Origin of the sequence: Geodermatophilus arenarius, from assembly GCF_042654585.1 — a bacterium.
Classification (GTDB): domain Bacteria; phylum Actinomycetota; class Actinomycetes; order Mycobacteriales; family Geodermatophilaceae; genus Geodermatophilus; species Geodermatophilus arenarius.
Map to the genome: position 1 here is coordinate 16,308 of NZ_JBHSGR010000015.1, position 20,175 is coordinate 36,482.

Genomic DNA, 20,175 nt, shown 5'->3' on the forward strand with positions numbered 1-20,175 from the left:
GCCCCGTAGCACCGAAGGACGTCCGTGCCCCGCGCCACCGTCGACATCAACCCCGGCCAGCGTCCCGACGAGGACCCCTCGCTGGCCGTCCGCAACAACGGGGGGACGCCGCCCGCGGCGGCGCCCGCCCCGGCCGGCCGCCGCGAGGCGCTGCTGGTCCTGTCCTTCGGGGGCCCCCGCGGCCACGACGACGTCATGCCGTTCCTGGAGAACGTCACCCGCGGCCGCGGCGTCCCGCGCGAGCGGCTGCTCGACGTCGCCGAGCACTACCACCACTTCGGCGGCGTGAGCCCGATCAACGAGCAGAACGAGGCGCTGGTCGCCGCGATCCGCGAGGACCTCGCCGCCAACGGCGTCGACATGCCCGTGTACTGGGGCAACCGCAACTGGGACCCCTACGTCGAGGACGTCTGGCAGCAGATGACCGACGACGGGATCGAGCACGTCTACGTGCTGGCGACGTCGGCCTACGCCTCCTACTCCGGGTGCCGGCAGTACCACGAGGACGTCGCCCGGGCCCGGATCGCCACCGGCGGCGGCCCGACGGCGGAGAAGCTGCCGCACTACTTCGACACCCCCGGCTTCGTGCGCGCCAACGCCGACGCCCTCGCCGCCGCGCTCGCGCAGCTGCCCGAGGAGCACCGCGCCACCGCCCGCCTGGTGGCGACGGCGCACTCCATCCCCGACGCGATGGCCGACGTCGCCGGCCCCGACGGGCACGCCTACGAGGCCGAGCTGCTGGCCGCCGCGCGCGCCGTCGTCGACGCCGTCGAGCCGGGCCGCGACCTCGACCTGGTCTGGCAGTCCCGCAGCGGCCCGCCGTCGGTGCCGTGGCTGGAGCCCGACGTCAACGACCACCTGCGCGCGCTGCACGAGAACGGCGAGACGGCGGTCGTGCTGTTCCCGATCGGGTTCGTCAGCGACCACCTCGAGGTGATCTGGGACCTCGACAACGAGGCCGAGGAGACCGCCGGGGAGCTCGGGCTGGCGTTCGTCCGGGCCGCGACGGCGGGCACCCACCCGGCGTTCGTCGCGATGGTCCGCGAGCTGCTGCAGGAGCGGCGCGCGGGCGGCGAGCCGCGGCTGGGCACGAACTGCCCCGCGGCGTGCTGCTTCGTCCGTCGCCCTGCCGGGCGACCCCGCGACCAGGAGCCGTCCCCGGCGTGAGTCGAGCCCCGGTCGGGGAGCCTCCGGCCCCCGCGACCGGTGCACCGCCCGGCCGTTGACGGGGCGCCCGTCCGCGAGTAGACCGTCGGTCCACCGGGGACCGGACGAGGACGGTGTGCCGTGGTCGAGGTCGCTCCCGCCAACGCCGCGCAGCTGCACGCGTGGGACGGCGCGCAGGGCGCGTACTGGGCCGCGCAGGCCGACCGCTTCGACCGGTCGGTCGCCCGCTACGACGCCGCGTTCCTCGCCGCGGCCGACCTGCGGCCGGGGGACCGGGTCCTCGACGTCGGCTGCGGCACCGGCCGGACGACGCGGGAGGCCGCACGCCGCACCGGGTCCGCGCTCGGCGTCGACCTGTCCTCGGCGATGCTCGAGGTCGCCCGGCGCCGCGCCGCCGACGAGGGGCTGACCGGCGCCCGGTTCGAGCAGGCCGACGCCCAGGTGGCCGCCTTCCCGCCGGCCGCCTTCGACGTGGCGATCAGCCGCACCGGCGCGATGTTCTTCGCCGACCCGGTGGCCGCGCTGGCCAACGTCGGCCGGGCGCTCGTCCCCGGCGGCCGGCTGGTCCTGCTCGTGTGGCAGGCGGCCGAGGCCAACGAGTGGATCACCGAGATCACCGGGGCCCTGGCCGCCGGCCGCCCGCTGCCGGCACCGCCCCCGGGTGCGCCGGGCCCGTTCTCCCTCGCCGACCCCGCGCGGATCCACGAGGTGCTCACCGCCGCGGGTCACCGTCAGGTGGAGGTCGAGGGTCTGGCCGAGCCGGAGTGGTGGGGTGCCGACGCCGACGAGGCGCTGACCTTCGTGCTCGGCCTCGCCGGCTGGATGCTCGACGGGCTCGACCCGGCCACCCGGGACCGCGCGGTGGCCGACCTGCGGCGCCGGCTCGAGGCCCACGCCGGTCCCGGCGGCGTCGAGCTCGGCTCTGCCGCCTGGTTGGTGACGGCCCGCCGGCCCTAGCGCCGGACGGGGCCCGCCCCCCGGCCGTGGCGGCGGCCCGCCGGGAGCACGGCTACGGGCGCGGGACCGCGTTGTACGCGGCGACGGTCGCCTCGCGGACGGCGGTGGCCAGCGGGCGCAGCGCCTCGTCGCGGGCGGCGGCCTGGCCGTGGGTGACCGCGCCGCCGGGGGCGTCGGTGAGCGCGAGGTCCAGCACCCGCGCCAGCCGCTGCGCCCGGGCGAGCACCGAGGAGGCCAGCGGGTCGGTGTCCGGCGGCAGCTCCGGGGCGCGGGCGCTGCCCAGGCCGGCCAGGAGCGCCGGCACCTCGGGGTTCCAGCGGGCGAGGTCGAGTGCGGCGAGGGTGCGGGCGGCGTCGCCCACGGCGAGGTCCAGCGCCCCCGAGACCGCGCGCAGCGAGCCCTCGACCGGCGGCGGCGCGGGCGGGACGCCGGTCAGGTCGACCGCCGTCCACGCGGTGACCTCCGGGCCGAGGTCCTCCGGCACCAGCGCGACGGCGTCGCCGACCGCCACCTGCCCCGCCTCCAGCGCCAGCGCGGCCAGGCCCGGTGCGGACGGCACGCCGCGGACGTCGCCGGGCACCGGCAGCACCAGCCGCAGCCGCCGCTCGCCCAGGCCGCGCAGCGCGGTCAGCGCCCAGCCGAGGGGGACGGCGCCGGCGGTGCCGGGCAGGCCGGTGACGCGGTGCGCGCGGTCGTCGGTCAGCGCGTCCAGCGCGTCGTCGTAGGAGGCGCGGCCGGACAGCCACGCGGTCGCCCAGACGGCGAACCGCCCGGCGGGGAGGTCGTGGAGCACCCAGCGAGGCTACGTCGGCCGCGTCCCGGGGGCCCGGGGACGCCGGGTGGTCTGGGAGACTGGGGACGTGGCTGCGTGGGTGCTCTGGCTGGTCGCCTCGGGCCTGTTCGTCGCGGGCGAGGTGGCCAGCCTCGACCTGGTCCTGCTGATGTTCGCCGGCGGCGCGCTGGGCGGGGCCGTGGTGGCGCTGGCGGGCGGGTCGCTCGCCTTCCAGATCGTGGCGTTCATCGCCGTCTCGGTGTTCCTGCTGGCGAGCGTGCGGCCCGCGGCGAAGGCGCACCTGGAGAACCGGACGCCGAGGCACGTCGACGGCGTGCAGGCCCTCGTCGGCCGCACCGCCACGGTGACCCGGGAGGTCGGTCGTTCCAGTGGCCGCATCCGGGTGGGCGCCGACGAGTGGACCGCCCGCACCGACTACGGCGAGGAGAGCTTCCCCGTCGGCGCCACCGTGCGGATCCTCCAGGTCGACGGCGCGACCGCCGTGGTCGGCGAGGCGCTCGAGCTCTGAGCCCGCGCGCCGGGGCAGTGACCCCGGGTGCCACCCGGGAGGATGATCACAGCGGGACCCGACCCGAGGAGCGCCGCCGTGACCCCTGCCCTGATCGCACTGCTCGTCGTCGCCCTGCTGGTGGTGTTCGTCGTCGCGAGGAGCGTGACGATCGTCCCGCAGGCCCAGGCCAAGGTGGTCGAGCGGCTCGGTCGTTACAGCCGCACGCTCTCCCCGGGCCTGTCGCTGCTCGTGCCCTTCGTCGACCGGGTGCGCGCGACGGTCGACCTGCGCGAGCAGGTCGTCTCGTTCCCGCCGCAGCCGGTGATCACCGCCGACAACCTGCAGGTCGGCATCGACACCGTCGTCTACTTCCAGGTCACCGACCCGCGGCTGGCGGTGTACGGCATCGCCAACTACATCACCGGCATGGAGCAGCTCACCACGACGACGCTGCGCAACGTCGTCGGCGGGCTGAACCTCGAGCAGTCCCTGACCGGCCGCGACGGCATCAACAGCCAGCTGCGCGAGGTGCTCGACGGCACCACCGGCCCGTGGGGGCTGCGGGTGGCGCGGGTGGAGATCAAGGCGATCGACCCGCCGCCGTCGATCCGCGACTCCATGGAGAAGCAGCTGCGCGCCGACCGCGACAAGCGGGCGATCATCCTGCAGGCCGAGGGCGCCCGGCAGTCGGCGATCACCACCGCCGAGGGGCAGAAGGCCGCCGCGATCCTGTCGGCCGAGGGGAAGAAGCAGGCCGCGATCCTCGAGGCGGAGGCGGAGCGGCAGAGCCGCATCCTGCGGGCCGAGGGCGACCGGGCGGCGCTGTACCTGCAGGCGCAGGGGCAGGCCAAGTCGATCGAGACGGTGTTCCGGGCGATCCACGAGGGCCGGCCCGACCAGGGGGTGCTGGCCTACCAGTACCTGCAGACGCTGCCGCGGATCGCGCAGGGCGACGCGAACAAGATGTGGATCGTCCCCAGCGAGTTCAGCCGCGCGCTGGAGGGCCTGGCGAAGCTCGGCGGCGCCGACGGCGACGGCCGGTCGTTCCTGGACGTCCCGCCGCCCGCCGACGGAGCTCCCGCCGGCGGCGGCACCGGCGACGGGGGTGGCATCGACACCACCGGCTGGTTCGAGTCGAAGCTGCCGCCGGCCGCCGAGCAGCCCGAGGCGAGGATCGAGCTCCACAGCATCGCCGACGCCGGACCGGCCCTGCCGGCCCCGGAGCTGCCGCCCACGACGTCGCTCGCGCGGGCGGCCGAGGAGGACGTCGCCCACGGCGGGACCCCCGACGGCGGGCGGCCGCAGGGCTGACCCGGCGACGGGGACGGCCTCCCTGCGGGGAGGCCGTCCCTAGTCCTTGAGCAGGCCCTCGCGGAGCTTGGCCAGGGTCTGGCTCAGCAGCCGGGACACGTGCATCTGGGAGATGCCGATGTCGGCGGCGATCTGCGACTGGGTCATGTTCCCGAAGAACCGCAGGATGAGGATGCGGCGCTCGCGGGCCGGGATGGTGGCCAGCAGCGGCTGCAGCGACTCGCGGTACTCCACGCCCTCCAGCGCCGCGTCCTCCTCGCCGAGGGTGGCCGCGAGCGTGGGGGAGTCGTCCTCGCCGGAGAGCCGCTCGTCGAGCGAGCTGCTGCGGTAGGCGTTGGCCACCGCCAGGCCCTCGAGGACCTCCTCGCGCGGGATGCCCAGGTGCTCGGCCAGCTCCGACGGCGTCGGCGCGCGGCCGTTCTTCTGCGCCAGCTCGCCGACGGCGGAGTTCAGCGACAGGTGGAGCTCCTGCAGCCGCCGCGGCACCCGCACCGACCAGCCCTGGTCGCGGAAGTGCCGCTTGATCTCCCCGGTGATGGTGGGGACGGCGAAGGACAGGAACTCCACCCCGCGGGTCGGGTCGAACCGGTCGATCGCCGCGATCAGGCCCAGCGTGCCGACCTGCAGCAGGTCGTCGAACGGCTCGCCGCGGTTGCTGAACCGGCGGGCGAAGTGCCGGACGAGGGGCAGGTGCTCCTCGACCAGGACCTCGCGCAGCCGTTCCCGCCGCGGGTCGTCCTTCTCCAGGGTGGCCAGCTCGGCGAACAGCGGCGCGGTGCGCTCGGCGCGGCGCCGGTTGTCCGAGACGGGCGCGCTGTCGCCCTCGCGGGCGCCGGCGGTCCGGCCGGTGACGGGCCCGGCGTCGTCCTCGGTGTCCTCGCCGTCGGTCTCCTCGCCGTCGGCGTCCTCGCCGTCGTTCTCCGTGTCGGTGTCGGTGTCGGTGTCGGTGTCGGTGTCGGTGCCGGTGTCCTCGGCCTCGGCCTCGGCGTCCTCGGCCCCGTCGGCCGGGTCCGGGGCGGTCACCGACGGATCGTCGTGCAGGGCGTCCTCCTCGACGGGGGCCCGGGGACCGGCGGTCGCCGGCGTCACGGGGCCACCGAGTCGTCGCTGCCCGCGGAGCCGACCAGCTGCGCCGGCCGCTGCCCGGGGAGGTACTTGTCCATGGAGATGACCGCCACCGGGCCCTCACCGCCGTCGCCGGCCGGCACCTCCCGCTGGGAGGCGGGCCGGCCCTCGACGTTGTCGGCCAGCGTCTGCAGCACCGCCCAGCCGAAGCCGTCGCGGGGGACGTCGGTCCCCTCGGCGGTGGGCACCCACGCGTCGATGTGCAGCCCGGCCCGGGTGGTCTCGAAGACGACCGTCAGGGGCGCGTCGCCGAGCGCGATCGCCGCGAGCGTCGCGCACGCCTCGTCCACCGCCAGCCGCAGGTCCTCGACCGAGTCCAGGTCGTAGTCCATGCGGATGGCCAGGTCACCGGCCATCGCCCGCACCGCGGGCAGCTGGCTCGGCGTGGTCGGCACGCGCAGCTCCAGCCGTTCCGCGCGCCGCCTGTCCTGGGCGAGGGCACCCCTCGAGTCCACCATCCGTCGTCCGCTCCTCATCCAGTACGTCCGGCCGCGGCCGGTCTGCTCCGCAGGTGTCCGGGGCCGCGGCGCCCGGTCCCATCCTCCCTCGCCGCGGGTCCGCGGTGCGCGCGGGGCGGGGGCGGGAGGCGACCGGGCCGTGTCCCAGCAGGACCGTGTACCCGTCCCCGGCGCGTCGGCAAACACCGTGTGCCCACGGCGTCGCGCGCGGTTGCCGGTGCACCGGCCCTGTGGTCTGTTGGTCCCCGGATGAGCACCAGCCAGGGCAGTTTCCCGCCGGGGCCCCGTCCCGCCGAGGACGTGGGCCCGGCCGCGCTGGTGGCCGCGCTGGAGGACGCGCCCTCGGCGCTGTGGTTCGTCGCCGGCCCCGGCCCGCGGACCCTCTGGGCCAACGCCCGCGCCCGCACGCTCGGGCCCACCCCGCACGACCTGCCCGTGGTGGGGGACCGCCCGGTGGCGGACGTCGTCGCCGACGTCCTGCGCACCGGCCGGCCGGTCACCCTCTCCGGTGTCCTGGCCGGTGACGGACCGGAGGTCACCGTGGCCGTGCGCCCGCTGGCCGCCGGCGCCGACCCGGCCGCGGTCCTGGTCCTCGAGAGCACCGCCGAGGACCAGGAGCCCGGCAGTCCCCGGGGCGGGGCGTCCGGGGACGTCGTGGAGGAGGTGCAGCACTCGCTGCTGCCGCCGTCCCTGCCGCTGCTGCCCGACGTGCGGCTGTCGGGCAGCTACCACCCGGCCAGCTCCGGGCGCGTCGCCGGCGGTGACTGGTACGACGCCGTGTCGCTGGGCCACGGCCGGCTGGCGCTGGTCATCGGCGACGCCGTCGGCTCGGGGGTGCCGGCCGCGTCCGCGATGAGCCGGCTGCGCGGGGCGATGCGCTCCAGCGCGCTGCGCGACCCCGCCCCTGCGGCGGTGCTCGCCGCCCTCGACGACTTCGCCGCCCAGATGGACGACGTCCAGGGCGCCTCGGTGTTCTACGCCGTCCTCGACGCGGCCACCGGCGCGCTGGCCTACGCCGCCGCCGGGCACCCGCCGCCGCTGCTGGTGGAGGCCGACGGGCGCGCGACCCGGCTGCTGGTCGAGGCGCGGCTGCCGCTGGGCACGGTGCGCGGCGCGGCGACGCCGGTCGCCGCGGCCCGGCTCGAGCGGGGCGCCACCCTGGTCCTCTACTCCGACGGCGCGGTGGCCGCCGCCTGCCTGCCGCCCGCCGCGGGGCTGGACCGGCTCACCGCGGTCGCCCGGGCGGCGCTGGCCGATCCCGAGACCCTCGGCGGCGAGGCGGCGGCCGGGCTGGCCGCCACCATCGCCGCCGGGATGCTCACCGGAGGCGGCCGCCCCGACGACGTGGCCGTGCTCGTGGCGCACCGCCGCGCGCGGTCGGTCGAGGCGCTGCGGCTGGACCTGCTGGCGGTGCCCGCGGCGCTGCCCGCCGTGCGGCGGCGGCTGAGCGCGTGGCTGACCGCGCTCGGCATGGGTGAGCAGGACCGGGTGGGTGTCGTGGTCGCGGTGGGGGAGGCCTGCGCCAACGCGGCCGAGCACGCCTACCGCGACGCCGAGCCCGGGCCGATGCAGGTCACCGCCGCGGTCGACGTCGACGGCGTGCTCACCGTGACCGTGCACGACGAGGGCACCTGGCGCCCGCCGGACCGCGACCCCGGCGACCGCGGCCGCGGGCTGCTGATCATGCGCCAGCTGGTCGACGGGATGGTCGTGCGCGGCGAGCACGGCACGACGGTCACGCTGCGCACGCGGCTGCGACAGACGCCCGACCAGGAGCCCGAGCACCCGGTGGGCGGCAGCGGCGCGACCGTCGTCGTCGACCGGGAGGGCGCCGACCCGGTCGTGCGCGCCGCCGGCGACGTCGACCTGGTCAGCTCCGAGCAGCTGCGCATCCGGCTGCTCGAGGCCAGCCACGGCGGCACCGTCCGGGTGGAGCTGGACCTCACCGCGGTCACGCTGTTCAGCAGCGCGGCGGTGCGGGTGGTGCTCGCCGTCGCGGCGATCGCCGAGGCCGAGGGGTGGCGGCTGGTGGTGCACGCGCCCGACGGCGGCGTCACCCGGCACATCCTCGAGGTGAGCGGACTGCAGCGGCTGGTCGAGCTGCGCTGACCCCGGCCGGGGCACGGTCCGTTTACGGGACCGGCCTGGTGCGCATCCACTGCGCGTGAGACTCCGGCGCAGCGACGTGCACGGGCGCGGCTGGACCCGCCGCCGGGCCGGTCGCGGCTTCTCCTACCGCGACGAGAACGGGCAGCTGATCAAGGACGCGGAGCGGCTGGACCGGATCCGGTCGATCGCGATCCCGCCGGCCTGGAAGGACGTGTGGATCTGCCCGTGGCCCAACGGGCACATCCAGGCCACCGGGCTCGACGCGGCCGGCCGCCGCCAGTACCGCTACCACGACGCCTGGCGGGCGCGGCGGGACGCGGAGAAGCACGAGCGGGTGCTGGCCATCGCCTCGGAGCTGCCCGAGGTCCGTGACCGGGTGGCCGACGCGCTGCGCACCCGCGGGCCCAACCGGGAGCGGGTGCTCGCCTGCGCGCTGCGGCTGCTGGACCTCGGGACCTTCCGCATCGGCAGCGAGGAGTACGCCGAGGAGAACGGCACCTACGGCCTGGCCACGCTGCGCCGCGAGCACGTGACCGTGCGCGGGGAGCGGACGTTCTTCCGGTACACCGCGAAGGGAGGCATCGAGCGGGAGGTGGAGATCACCGACCGGCCGACGGCGACCGTCGTCCGGTCGCTGCTCGAGCGGCCCGACGACGCCGGCGAGGAGCTGCTGGCCTACCGGCTCGACGACGGCACCTGGCACGACGTGACCAGCGCCGACATCAACGCCTACCTCAAGGAGGTCAGCGGCGCGGAGATCACCGCCAAGGACTTCCGGACGTGGAACGCCACGGTGATGATGGCCGCCGCGCTGGCCGAGCAGCCGCCGCCGAAGAACAGGACGGCGCGGAACCGGACGATCCGCGAGGCCTACGTGCGGGTCTCCGAGCACCTCGGCAACACCCCGGCGGTGTGCAAGGCCAGCTACGTGGACCCGCGGGTGGTGGACCGGTACGAGAACGGGGAGACGGTGGCCGACGCGCTGGCCGACCTGGCCGGCGCCGACGACGACCGCGAGGCGCAGAAGGTGCTCGAGCAGGCGGTGTGCCGCCTGCTGTCGGCGTAGTCGGCCCGGGAAAGCCGACGAGGCCCCGCCGGAGCGGGGCCTCGTCGCAGGTCGTGCGGAGGGGTCAGCGGGCGCTGCTGTCCACGATGGTGAACAGGTCGATCAGGCCGGTGACCTCCAGCGGGCGGGTGACCGCCCGGGTGGTGGCGACCAGGCGCAGCTCGACGTCCCGGGACTTCGCCGACTTCTGGGTCTCGACGAGCACGGCCAGGCCGGCGGAGCCCAGGAACTGGACCCCCGACAGGTCGATGACCAGTTCGCGGGGCTGCTGCTCGAGCTGGGTGTCCAGCGAGGAGCGCAGCACCGGGGCGGTGAAGGTGTCGACCTCGCCGACGACCGTCACCGTGACCGCGCCGTCCTCGCTGGTGGAGGTCGAGAGCGTGATCACGTCGTCGAAGGGTGCCTCCGTGCCCTCGGTCGACACGTCGTGCTGCCCCCCGGCGGGCAGGTCGGATGCGGTCACGGACGCAGCTCCTCTCAGTGGCCACGCCGAGCGGTGCGGCCACCGGTCAATCTACCGCCGGGCGCCTCAGGGGTGTCGTCACCCCCGGGCAGGCCGGCGTTGCAGTGGACACGCCGGAGGCGGTCCGCCGCCGGCGCGCGCGGCTGCCTGCTCAACCGCATTTACAACGTAGACAACCCGGTGGCCGTCCGCCAACCAGCCCGGGCGAGCGCGTGGTGGCGCTCACCCGGGCCGGTGACGCAACGGTGCTGGAGAGTGGCGTCAGGTGTTCTCGACGACGTGGACCGCCGCCTCCTCGGGCCCCTCGCCGCCGACCACCGGATCGAGCGCGGCCTCGACGTCGTCGGCGGTGCGGTTGGTCCCGGAGTCGCTGTCCGGGGTGGTGTCGTAGTCCTGCTCGAGCTGCCCGATGCCACGGCCCGGGTCCTCGGCGGGGCGCACGCCGGGGTCGTCGTCGGGGATCTCCTCCTCCAGGCGGGCGGTCAGCGACTCGCCCTCCTGCTGCTCGCGCGCCGTCGTCCCGAAACCGACCGGCTCGTCCTCCCGGTCGCCCGGCTCGGGGGCGAACTGCGGGTCCTCGGAGAGCTGCACGGTGGGGAAGTCGTCCTGCGAGACGTCCGGCACGCCGTTGTCCTCGGGGAAGACGTCGCGGGCGGTCTGCCCCTGGGAGCCCGGCGCGCCGCCCTCGCGCACACCGGTCAGACCCCGCTCGTCGTCGGGGAACTCGGCGTCGTTCTGCGCGGAGTGGACCGCCCCGCGGTCGTCCGGCTCGGTCATGGAGGGTTCCTCTCTCTCGGGCCGCCGGACGGTGCTCCCGGCGGCGGACTGCCCTGCCGCCTACCCGCCTCCCCGGAAGCCATGCGGGCGGGCGCGGACCGTGACGGGAGGCGCACCGTGGCATGGCGCACCGGCCGCACGGGTAGCGGGGCGGCATGGCGATCGCAGACGAGGTGCAGCGGATCGGAGCGCCGATCCGCCGCTGGGCGCGGACCCAGGGGCGCGAGTACACGCAGGGCGAGCCCCGCCCGCTCGCCGGCGACCTCGGGGCGATGGGGGTGTACCTGGGGCTGGTCTCGGCCGGCGCGGCGGCGGTGCGGGCGTCCGGGAGGGAACTGCCCGACCGGATCCCGCCGGGGGACGCCGTGCTCCTCGCGGTGGCGACCTTCCGGCTGGCCCGCCGGATCGCCAAGGACCCCGTCACCGCCCCGCTGCGCGCACCCTTCACGGCGTTCCAGGGACCGTCCGGGCACGCGGAGGTGGCGGAGGAGGTCCGTGAGCACGGTGGGGTCAAGCACGCCGTCGGCGAGCTGCTGACCTGCCCGTTCTGCCTGGCCCAGTGGGTGGCCACGGGGCTGGTGTTCGGCTACGCGGCAGCGCCGCGGGCGACCCGGCTGGCCGCGTTCACCATGACGCTGGTGGCGGGCAGCGACGTCCTGCAGTTCGTCTACGACGCCATCCAGAACGGCGCGCTCGAGCCGTCGCCACGGGAGGCGGCGGGCGTGGATGCTGACACCGACGCCGACCCCACGGGCCGGCACGCCGAGTAGAGCCGAGGAGGACGCCCGCTTCCCCCGGGCGGAGGAGATCACCAGCGATCGCGCTGCTGGGGGCGCCGGCCCGCACCTATCCTGCGGGCCGCGCCGCCCCGCGGTCGCGGAGCCCGGGGAAGGGGAGTGACATGCGCTCGATCTGGCGCGGCGCGGTCTCGTTCGGCCTGGTCAGCATCGGGGTGAAGCTCTACACCGCGACCGAGGACAGGGACGTCCGCTTCCACCAGGTGCACGCCGTCGACGGCGGGCGGGTCAAGTACAAGCGGATCTGCTCGATCGACGGCGAGGAGGTCGAGTACGGCGACATCGCCAAGGGCTACGAGCTGCCCGACGGCCAGCTGGTGGTCCTGACCGACGACGACCTCGCCGAGCTGCCGCTGGCCACCCGGCGGGAGATCGAGGTCCTGCAGTTCGTCGAGCAGGCGGAGATCGACCCGATCCAGTTCGAGAAGACCTACTACCTCGAGCCCGACGGCCCGGCCACCCGCCCCTACGTGCTGCTGCGCGACGCGCTGGAGAACACCGGCCGGGTCGCGATCACCAAGATCGCGCTGCGGCAGCGGGAGTCGCTGGCCGCCATGCGGGTCCGCGACGGCGTCCTGGTGCTGCACACCATGCGCTGGCCCGACGAGATCCGCCGTCCCGACTTCGGCTTCCTCGACGAGGACGTCCCGGTGCGGCCGCAGGAGCTGCAGATGGCCGAGGCGCTGATCACCTCGATGACCGGCGACTTCGACCCCGCCGAGTTCACCGACGACTACCGCGAGGCGATGACCGCCCTGCTCGAGGCCAAGCAGACCGGCGGCGACGTGCAGCCGGTGCCCGAGACCGCCGACCCCGGCGCGGCCGTCGTCGACCTGATGAGCGCGCTGCGGCGCAGCGTCGAACGCGCCCGCGGCGGCGCCGCCGACGACGCGGCGCCCGCGGAGGCGGCACCGGCGCGCGAGCCCGCCAGGAAGGCCGCGGCGAAGAAGGTGGCGGCGAAGAAGGTGTCGGCGAGGAAGGCGCCGGCGGAGGAGGCGGCCGAGGAGGCGCCGGCCCGCACGACCCGCGCGCGCAAGGTCACGGCCGCCAAGAAGGAGCCGGCCAAGCGCACGTCCCGCCGCAGCGCCTGAGCCGCGCGGATGGTCCGTCCCGCCCTGCCCGAGCCGCCGGTGCCGGCGCCGATGCTCGCCGTCGCCGGCGAGCTGCCGGCCGACGACGCCGCGTGGGGCTACGAGTTCAAGTGGGACGGCGTCCGGGCGCTCGCGGCGGTCCGCGACGGCCGGGTGGACCTGTGGGCGCGCAGCGGCACCCAGCTGGCCGACCGTTATCCCGAACTCGGCCGACTGCCGGACACCCTCGCCGGTGTCGACGCCGTCCTGGACGGCGAGGTGGTGGCCCTCGACCGGCTGGGCCGCCCGGACTTCGGGCTGCTGCAGAACCGCATGCACCGCACCGGCGGCCCGGAGGTCGCCCGGCTCGCGGCCGCGGCACCGGTCACCTACCTGGTCTTCGACCTGCTGGCCGAGCGCGGCCGCAGCCTGCTCGGGCTGCCCTACGCGCGGCGGCGGGAGCGCCTGGACGCGCTCGCCCCGCAGGGGCACCGCTGGGCGGCGACCCCGTGGTTCCGCGGCGGCGGCGCCGACGTGCACGCGGCCAGCCGGGACAACGGGCTGGAGGGCGTGGTCGCCAAGCGGCTGGACTCGCCGTACCGGCCGGGCGCGCGCTCGCCGGAGTGGCGCAAGGTCAAGCACGTCCGCACGCAGAGCGTCGTCGTCGGCGGGTGGCGGCCGGGCAGGGGGCGGCGGGCCGGGGGAGTGGGGTCGCTGCTGGTCGGCGTCCACGACGACGACGGCCGGCTGGTCTACGCCGGGCACGTCGGCACCGGGTTCACCGACGCGGTGCTGCGCGAGCTCGGCGGGCTGCTCACCCCGCGCCGCACCCCGCCCTTCGCCGGCGCCGTCCCGCGCGACGTGGCCCGCGACGCGCGGTGGGCGGAGCCCGAGCTGGTCGGCGAGGTGGCCTTCGCCGCGTGGACCGCGGACGGCCGGATGCGCCACCCTGCGTGGCGGGGGCTGCGCGAGGACCTCGACGTCGACGACGTCGTCGTGGAGTGGTCCCCCTGAGGGGAGCCTGATGGACCGCCAGCGGGTGCGGGTGGAGGGCCGGCAGCTGTCGGTGTCCAACCTCGACAAGGTGCTCTTCCCCGAGGTCTCGTTCACCAAGGCCGCGGTGATCGACTACTACGTGCGGATCGCGCCGGTGCTGCTGCCGCACCTGTCCGGCCGGCCGGTCACGTTCACCCGCTGGCCCGACGGCGTCGAGGGGCAGGCGTTCTACGAGAAGAACAGCGCCCGGCACGCGCCGGACTGGGTGCGGAAGGTGACCGTGCCGAGCCCCGGCAGCTCGCGGGACCGCGAGGTGCTGGAGATGGTGGTCCTGGAGACCGTCGCCGACCTCGCCTGGGCGGCGAACCTGGCCGCGCTGGAGCTGCACGTGCCGCAGTGGCAGGTGGGCAGCAAGCTGCAGCCGACGCTGCCGGACCTGCTCGTCCTGGACCTCGACCCCGGCCCGGACGCCGGGATCCGCGAGTGCTGCGACGTCGCCGAGCGGCTGCGGGTGCGGCTGGTCGACGACGGGCTGGACCCGGTGGTCAAGACGTCGGGGTCGAAGGGGGTGCAGGTCTACGCGCCGATCCGGGTGACCGACCGCGAGCACCCGTCCCGCTACGCCAAGGCGCTGGCCCAGGAGCTGTCGGCCGAGACGCCCGACCGCGTCGTCTGGCGGATGGAGAAGGTGCTGCGGCCGGGCAAGGTGCTCGTCGACTGGAGCCAGAACAACCCCGCCAAGACGACGGTCGCCCCGTACTCGATGCGCGCCCGCCCCGACGCCCCGGTGTCCACGCCGATCGGGTGGGACGAGGTGGACGCCGTCCGCGACGGCGCCGACCCCGCCGAGCTGCGCTTCCGCACCGAGGAGGTGCTCGCCCGGGTGGAGGAGTACGGCGACCTGTTCGACGTCGCCGCCCGCACCCGCGCCCGCCTGCCCGCCGTCTGACCCCCGCCGGGCGGCGGAGGCGGGCGTCCCTGCCACCATGCCGACCGTGTCCGCTGCCCCGATCGCGCACGACCCCGCCACCGCCGACGTCGGGCGGCTGGTCGTCCGCTGCCCGGACCGGCCGGGGATCGTCGCGGTGCTGTCCCGGCTGCTGGCCGACGTCGGCGCGAACATCACCGAGTCGCAGCAGCACTCCTCGGACCCGACCGGCGGGGTGTTCACCCTGCGGCTGGAGTTCGTGCTGCCCGGGCTGGCCACCCGCCGCCGGCAGCTGGAGGGCGCGCTGGAGCTGCTCGCCGCGCAGTGGCAGCTGACCTGGCGGCTGTCCGAGGCCGCGCGCCGGCCGCGGCTGGCGGTGTTCGTGTCGAGGACCGACCACGTGCTGCAGGAGCTGCTCTACCGGGTCCGCGCCGGGGACCTGCGCGCCGACATCACCGCCGTCGTCTCCAACCACCCCGACCTCGAGCCGGTGGCCGCGGCGGCCGGGGTGCCCTTCCACCACGTGCCGGTCACGCCGGCGACCAAGGCCGAGGCCGAGGCGCGGGCGCTGGAGCTGGTCGGCGACGTCGACCTGGTGGTGCTCGCCCGCTACATGCAGATCGTCTCGGCGGACTTCTGCAGCCGCTTCCCCGAGCGGCTGATCAACATCCACCACAGCTTCCTGCCGGCCTTCGTCGGGGCGAACCCGTACCAGGCGGCGCACGACCGCGGCGTGAAGCTGATCGGCGCGACGGCGCACTACGTCACCCCGGAGCTCGACGCCGGCCCGATCATCGAGCAGGAGGTGGCCCGGGTCGACCACCGCGCCACCGTCGAGGACATGCGCCGCATCGGCCGGTACGTGGAGCGCCAGGTGCTCGCCCAGGCGGTGACCTGGCACGTGGAGGAGCGCGTCGTCGTCCTGGGCGACCGCACCATCGTCTTCGCCTGAGGCGTGTGTTCCTCCCCACCCGGGTACCGGTGGACCGGCGGGGAGCCCCACCCGACACGTGCCCTTGATTTGACTGACTAAAGAAAAGCGGGTTGGGTGGGACCCGATGGAGACGACGTGGGCGCCGCGGCTGCGCGACGCCGGGCTGCGGGTCACCCGGCCCCGGCTCGCGGTCCTCGACGCCCTCGCCGCCCATCCGCACGCCGATGCGGACACGCTGGTCACGGTGGCCCGCCGGGCGCACCCCACGCTCTCGCCGCAGGCGGTGTACGGCGTCCTCAAGGCGCTGGTCGCCGTCGGGCTGGCCCGCCGGGTCGAGCCCGCGGGCGCGCCGGCGCTGTACGAGGTCCGCGTGGGGGACAACCACCACCACCTGGTCTGCCGCTCGTGCGGTGCGGTCGCCGACGTCGACTGCACCGTGGGCGCGGCACCGTGCCTGGTCCCGTCGGACACGGCCGGCTTCGTCGTCGACGAGGCCGAGGTCGTGTTCTGGGGCCTGTGCCCCGACTGCCGGGGCGCCGGCCACCCGGCCGGCGTCCCCGGCCCGTCCGTCCGCGTCCGTTCCACGGCCGGACAGCACCACACCCGAGGAGAGGCAGGAGCATGACCGACGTCGCATCGCAGGGCCCGGCCCCGAGCGAGGCGGACCGCCCGGTCCTGACCAACCGTCAGGGCCACCCGGTCTACGACAACCAGAACCAGCGGACGGTGGGCGCGCGCGGCCCGGCGACGCTGGAGAACTACCAGTTCCTCGAGAAGATCAGCCACTTCGACCGGGAGCGGATCCCCGAGCGCGTCGTGCACGCGCGCGGCATCACCGCGTTCGGCTACTTCGAGGCCGACGGCACCGTCGGCGACGAGCCGATCAGCCGGTACACGCGCGCCAAGCTGTTCCAGGAGAAGGGCAAGCGCACCGACGTCGCGCTGCGGTTCTCCACCGTGGCCGGTGGCCGCGACTCCTCAGAGTCCGCGCGTGACCCGCGCGGGTTCGCCGTGAAGTTCTACACCGAGGAGGGCAACTGGGACCTCGTCGGCAACAACCTCGGCGTCTTCTTCATCCGCGACGCCATCAAGTTCCCCGACTTCATCCACTCCCAGAAGCCGGACCCGGTCACCTTCGAGGCGAGCGTCGCCGAGCGGGCGTTCGACTTCTTCAGCCAGACCCCCGAGGCCATGCACATGATCTCGCTGGTCTTCAGCCCCCGGGGCACGCCGGCCAGCTACCGGCACATGCAGGGCTTCGGCGTGAACACCTACAAGTGGGTCAACGCCCAGGGTGAGACCGTCCTGGTCAAGTACCACTGGTACCCGAAGCAGGGCGTGAAGTCCTGGACCGCCGCGGACGCCTCGGCCGCGCAGGCCAAGAGCCTGGGCACGCACACCAAGGACCTGCACGACGCCATCGCCGCCGGCGACCACCCGTCGTGGGACCTCTACGTCCAGATCATGAGCGACGACGAGCACCCGGAGCTGGACTTCGACCCGCTCGACGACACCAAGGTCTGGCCCGAGGAGCTGTTCCCGGTCCGCAAGGTCGGGACGATGACGCTCAACCGGATGCCGGTGGACAACTTCACCGAGAACGAGCAGATCGCGTTCGGCACCGGTGTGCTGGTCGACGGCCTGGACTTCTCCGACGACAAGATGCTCGTCGGCCGGACGTTCTCCTACTCCGACACCCAGCGCTACCGGGTCGGCCCGAACTACCTGCAGCTGCCGGTGAACGCGCCGAAGGCCCGGGTGGCCACCAACCAGCGCGACGGCCAGATGGCCTACGGCGTGGACCGGGCCGAGGGCACCAACCCGCACGTGAACTACGAGCCGTCGATCCTCGGCGGCCTGCGGGAGGCGCAGTACCCGACGCACGACGAGCAGGGCCCGGTCATCACCGGCCGGCTCACCCGCAAGCGGATCCCGCGCACGAACGACTACGCGCAGGCCGGCGAGCGCTACCAGCTCTCGGAGCAGTGGGAGAAGGACGACCTGGTGAAGAACCTGGTCGACGCCCTCTCGCAGTGCCGCCGCGAGATCCAGGAGCGGATGGTCTGGCACTTCTTCATGTGCGACGACGAGTGGGGCCAGCGGGTCGGCGACGGCCTGGGCATCACCGCCGACGACGTCCGCGGCCTGGAGCCGCTGCAGACGCAGACCCTCACCGAGGAGGAGCTGCAGCGCGCCGCCAACCTCGGCAAGAACGGTCCGCGCGACGTCACCGGCCACCAGATGACGCACTGCGTGCCCAACGAGCACGTCACCGTCGAGGCCTGATCACCGCAGGGCACACCGCAGCGGGCCGCGTCCGGGATCCCCGGGCGCGGCCCGCTGTCGTTCCAGGCGGGCCGGCTTCCGCTGGGCGGGAGCCGATTGGGCCGCGGCGCGGGGCACTCCTACCGTCGGTCGACCCCCGACGCCGTCGCCGTGGAGGACACCGATGAGCTCGACCCCCGTCCGCTCGACGACGCCCGGCGCCGCCGCCCGCGCCGCCGGGTGGGTGGCGCCGCTGTGCTGGATCGCGGTGCTGCTCGACGGCTTCGACCTGGTCGTCGTCGGGACCGTCGTCCCCACGCTGCAGGAGCCGGAGGAGTTCGGCCTCACCGGTACCGGCGCCACCGCGGTGATCACCGTCGGCCTGGTCGGCATGATGATCGGCGCGCTGACCATCGGCACGCTCACCGACCTGGTCGGCCGCCGCAAGGCGCTCATCGGCGCCGTGGCGTCCTTCTCGCTGTTCACCCTGCTGTGCGCGTTCGCGCCCAACGAGGTCGTGTTCGGGCTGCTGCGCTTCCTCGCGGGCCTGGGCCTGGGCGGCTGCCTGCCGACGGCCATCGCCATGGTCAACGAGTTCACCCGCGCCGGGCGCAGCGGCCGGGCCACCACGACGATCATGACCGGCTACCACGTCGGCGCCGTGGCCACCGCGGCCCTGGCCATCCCGGTCATCCCGTCGCTGGGCTGGCGGTGGATGTTCGTCATCGGCGCGGCCCCGGCCCTGGTGCTCGTCCCGCTCATGCTCGCCCGGCTGCCGGAGTCGGCGTCCTTCCTGCAGGCCGCCGGCCGGCGGGCGGAGGCCGAGGAGGTGGCCCGCCGCCACGGGCTGGAGCTGGAGAGCACGCCCGGCCCGGCACCGGCCGGCGCCACCGCAGGCGCCGCCTCGACCGTCCGCTCGCTGTTCACCGGCGGGTTCGCCCGCAACACCGTGGCGCTCGGCGTGACCTCGTTCATGGGGCTGCTGCTGGTCTACGGCCTGAACAACTGGCTGCCGACGATCATGCGCGAGGCCGGCTACGACCTCGGCGACTCGCTGGCGTTCCTGCTGGTGCTCAACATCGGCGCCATCGTCGGCCTGCTGGTGGCCGGCACGGTCGCCGACCGCATCGGCGCCCGCACCGCCGGGATGATCTGGTTCGCCTCCGGCGCGCTGTTCCTGGCGCTGCTGTCGGTCGAGCTGCCCACCGCGGGCCTCTACCTGATGTGCTTCCTCACCGGCTGCTTCGTCTTCTCGGCGCAGGTGCTCGTCTACGCGTTCACCAGCGCCAACCACCCGCCGGCCGTGCGCGCCACCGCGCTGGGCTGGTCGGCCGGCGCCGGCCGGATCGGCGCGATCGTCGGGCCGGTGGTCACCGGCGCGCTGGTGACGGCGGGCATCGCCTTCCCGTGGGGCTTCTACGTGTTCGCCGTCGTCGGCGCGCTGGGCGCGCTGGCCCTGAGCGTCACCCGGACACGGCGCCCCGCGCGCTAGTCGCTTCGACCGCGGCGGTCCTGCTCGGCGAGGAAGCGCTCGAACTCCGCGCCGATCTCGTCGCCGCTGGGCACCTCACCGGCCCCGCCGAGCAGGTCCTCGCCCTCGCGGGCGGCGGCGAACTGGTCGTACTGCTGCTCCAGCGCCGCCACGACGGCGGTGTTGTCGGCCGAGCGGGCGATCTGCTCGTCGACCTCGGTGCGGTGCTGCTGCGCCGCCTCGCGCAGGGTCTCGGTGGGGAGCAGCAGCCCGGTGAGCCGGCCCAGCTCCTCGAGCAGGGTGAGCGTGGCGGCCGGGTAGCTGGCCTGCGCCAGGTAGTGCGGCACGTGCGCGGCCACCCCGAGGGCGTCCACGCCGGCCTCGCCCAGGCGCAGCTCCAGCAGCGCCGAGGCGCTGCCCGGGACGCGTAGCTCGCCCCAGTAGACGGGGTAGGTCTCGATGAGCTGCCGGCGCGTGGCGTGCGCGGTGACCGTCACCGGCCGGGTGTGCGGCACCGGCATCGGGATGGCCTGCAGCGCCACCACCGAGGTCACCCCGAGCCGCTCGACCGTCCCGACGACGGCGGCGGCGAAGCCCTCCCACCGGTAGTCCGGCTCGGGGCCGTGCAGCAGCAGGAACGGCTCGCCGGCGTCGTCCTCCAGCGCCGAGAGCACGATCTCCGGCGCGGCGAAGTCCTCGTAGTGGTCGCCGTTGAACGTCATCCGCGGCCGGCGGGCGCGGTAGTCGACCAGCAGGTCCGCGTCGAAGCGCGCGACGGTGCGGTGCGGCAGCGAGGCCAGCAGGTGCGAGGCGGCGAGCTGGGCGGACGAGGCGGCGTCGAAGTCGCCCGCGAGGGCGTGCACGAGCACCAGGCCCCGCCGCTGCGCGGCCCCGGTGACCGCCTCCTCGGCGGCGACGAACGGATCGGCCTCGGGAGTGAGCTCGACGAGCTCCTCCGGTCGCTGCGCCACGGGGGCACCTCCTGCTGGTCGGACGCC

20 protein-coding genes are annotated in these 20,175 nt (G+C 75.3%); 14 read left to right on the top strand and 6 right to left on the bottom strand.

The window, feature by feature from the left end; translation table 11 throughout:
• Positions 1-24 precede the first annotated feature (24 nt).
• Together ACFO3M_RS14165 and ACFO3M_RS14170 are read left to right on the top strand one after the other, a co-directional pair.
• A complete protein-coding gene (locus ACFO3M_RS14165) occupies positions 25-1,167 on the top strand; it encodes a ferrochelatase (RefSeq protein WP_387989758.1) in 1,143 nt (380 codons plus the stop codon).
• Between the two features lie 120 nt (positions 1,168-1,287).
• The gene (locus tag ACFO3M_RS14170; RefSeq protein WP_387989761.1) at positions 1,288-2,124 is read left to right on the top strand and encodes a class I SAM-dependent methyltransferase; all 837 of its coding nucleotides are present in this window, start codon (positions 1,288-1,290) and stop codon (positions 2,122-2,124) included.
• A 52-nt stretch (positions 2,125-2,176) separates the two neighbouring features.
• Here ACFO3M_RS14170 and ACFO3M_RS14175 read toward each other — a convergent pair whose 3' ends face one another.
• The gene (locus ACFO3M_RS14175) at positions 2,177-2,917 is read right to left on the bottom strand and encodes a hypothetical protein (RefSeq protein ID WP_387989764.1); all 741 of its coding nucleotides are present in this window, start codon (positions 2,915-2,917) and stop codon (positions 2,177-2,179) included.
• Between the two features lie 67 nt (positions 2,918-2,984).
• Here ACFO3M_RS14175 and ACFO3M_RS14180 point away from each other — a divergent pair, with 67 nt between their 5' ends.
• Together ACFO3M_RS14180 and ACFO3M_RS14185 are read left to right on the top strand one after the other, a co-directional pair.
• A complete protein-coding gene (locus ACFO3M_RS14180; RefSeq protein WP_387989767.1) occupies positions 2,985-3,425 on the top strand; it encodes an NfeD family protein in 441 nt (146 codons plus the stop codon).
• Positions 3,426-3,503: 78 nt separating this feature from the next.
• Positions 3,504-4,718, top strand: coding sequence for an SPFH domain-containing protein (locus ACFO3M_RS14185; RefSeq protein ID WP_387989770.1), 1,215 nt, complete (start codon positions 3,504-3,506; stop codon positions 4,716-4,718).
• Positions 4,719-4,757: 39 nt separating this feature from the next.
• Here ACFO3M_RS14185 and ACFO3M_RS14190 read toward each other — a convergent pair whose 3' ends face one another.
• Both ACFO3M_RS14190 and ACFO3M_RS14195 read right to left on the bottom strand, forming a co-directional pair.
• A complete protein-coding gene (locus ACFO3M_RS14190; protein WP_387989773.1) occupies positions 4,758-5,741 on the bottom strand; it encodes an RNA polymerase sigma factor SigF in 984 nt (327 codons plus the stop codon).
• 62 nt (positions 5,742-5,803) lie between these two features.
• A complete protein-coding gene (locus tag ACFO3M_RS14195) occupies positions 5,804-6,238 on the bottom strand; it encodes an ATP-binding protein (RefSeq protein ID WP_387989776.1) in 435 nt (144 codons plus the stop codon).
• 312 nt (positions 6,239-6,550) lie between these two features.
• Here ACFO3M_RS14195 and ACFO3M_RS14200 point away from each other — a divergent pair, with 312 nt between their 5' ends.
• Both ACFO3M_RS14200 and ACFO3M_RS14205 read left to right on the top strand, forming a co-directional pair.
• Positions 6,551-8,410 carry a SpoIIE family protein phosphatase gene (locus ACFO3M_RS14200; protein WP_387989779.1) on the top strand — a complete coding sequence of 620 codons (1,860 nt, stop codon included), beginning with the start codon at positions 6,551-6,553 and terminating at the stop codon, positions 8,408-8,410.
• 55 nt (positions 8,411-8,465) lie between these two features.
• Positions 8,466-9,476 carry a DNA topoisomerase IB gene (locus tag ACFO3M_RS14205; protein WP_387989782.1) on the top strand — a complete coding sequence of 337 codons (1,011 nt, stop codon included), beginning with the start codon at positions 8,466-8,468 and terminating at the stop codon, positions 9,474-9,476.
• Between the two features lie 64 nt (positions 9,477-9,540).
• Here the strand turns inward: ACFO3M_RS14205 and ACFO3M_RS14210 are convergent, their stop codons facing one another.
• Both ACFO3M_RS14210 and ACFO3M_RS14215 read right to left on the bottom strand, forming a co-directional pair.
• Positions 9,541-9,939, bottom strand: a complete 399-nt coding sequence (locus ACFO3M_RS14210; RefSeq protein ID WP_387989785.1) for an STAS domain-containing protein — start codon at positions 9,937-9,939, stop codon at positions 9,541-9,543.
• Positions 9,940-10,200: 261 nt separating this feature from the next.
• A complete protein-coding gene (locus ACFO3M_RS14215) occupies positions 10,201-10,716 on the bottom strand; it encodes a hypothetical protein (protein WP_387989788.1) in 516 nt (171 codons plus the stop codon).
• 155 nt (positions 10,717-10,871) lie between these two features.
• On the opposite strand from ACFO3M_RS14215, the gene ACFO3M_RS14220 reads away from it, so the two are divergent.
• From ACFO3M_RS14220 to ACFO3M_RS14255, 8 genes are all read left to right on the top strand, one after another.
• Positions 10,872-11,486: a DUF1360 domain-containing protein gene (locus tag ACFO3M_RS14220; RefSeq protein ID WP_387989791.1), complete on the top strand. Its 615-nt coding sequence runs from the start codon at positions 10,872-10,874 to the stop codon at positions 11,484-11,486.
• Between the two features lie 131 nt (positions 11,487-11,617).
• Positions 11,618-12,604, top strand: a complete 987-nt coding sequence (gene ku / locus ACFO3M_RS14225) for a non-homologous end joining protein Ku (protein ID WP_387989794.1) — start codon at positions 11,618-11,620, stop codon at positions 12,602-12,604.
• A 9-nt stretch (positions 12,605-12,613) separates the two neighbouring features.
• Positions 12,614-13,597, top strand: a complete 984-nt coding sequence (gene ligD / locus ACFO3M_RS14230; RefSeq protein WP_387989797.1) for a non-homologous end-joining DNA ligase — start codon at positions 12,614-12,616, stop codon at positions 13,595-13,597.
• Between the two features lie 10 nt (positions 13,598-13,607).
• The gene (gene ligD, locus ACFO3M_RS14235; protein ID WP_387989800.1) at positions 13,608-14,528 is read left to right on the top strand and encodes a non-homologous end-joining DNA ligase; all 921 of its coding nucleotides are present in this window, start codon (positions 13,608-13,610) and stop codon (positions 14,526-14,528) included.
• A 46-nt stretch (positions 14,529-14,574) separates the two neighbouring features.
• Entirely contained in the window at positions 14,575-15,459 is an 885-nt protein-coding gene (gene purU / locus ACFO3M_RS14240) for a formyltetrahydrofolate deformylase (protein ID WP_387989803.1), read from the top strand.
• A gap of 106 nt (positions 15,460-15,565) precedes the next feature.
• Positions 15,566-16,066 (top strand): Fur family transcriptional regulator, encoded by a 501-nt coding sequence (locus ACFO3M_RS14245; protein WP_387989806.1) that lies wholly within the window; start codon positions 15,566-15,568, stop codon positions 16,064-16,066.
• On the top strand, positions 16,063-17,727 hold the full coding sequence (locus ACFO3M_RS14250; RefSeq protein ID WP_387989809.1) for a catalase: 1,665 nt from the start codon (positions 16,063-16,065) through the stop codon (positions 17,725-17,727). Before ACFO3M_RS14245 ends, ACFO3M_RS14250 begins: the two co-directional genes overlap by 4 nt.
• A gap of 163 nt (positions 17,728-17,890) precedes the next feature.
• Positions 17,891-19,198 (top strand): MFS transporter, encoded by a 1,308-nt coding sequence (locus ACFO3M_RS14255; RefSeq protein ID WP_387989812.1) that lies wholly within the window; start codon positions 17,891-17,893, stop codon positions 19,196-19,198.
• Here the strand turns inward: ACFO3M_RS14255 and ACFO3M_RS14260 are convergent.
• Positions 19,195-20,148: a proteasome assembly chaperone family protein gene (locus ACFO3M_RS14260; RefSeq protein ID WP_387989814.1), complete on the bottom strand. Its 954-nt coding sequence runs from the start codon at positions 20,146-20,148 to the stop codon at positions 19,195-19,197. The genes ACFO3M_RS14255 and ACFO3M_RS14260 overlap by 4 nt on opposite strands.
• Positions 20,149-20,175 lie beyond the last annotated feature (27 nt).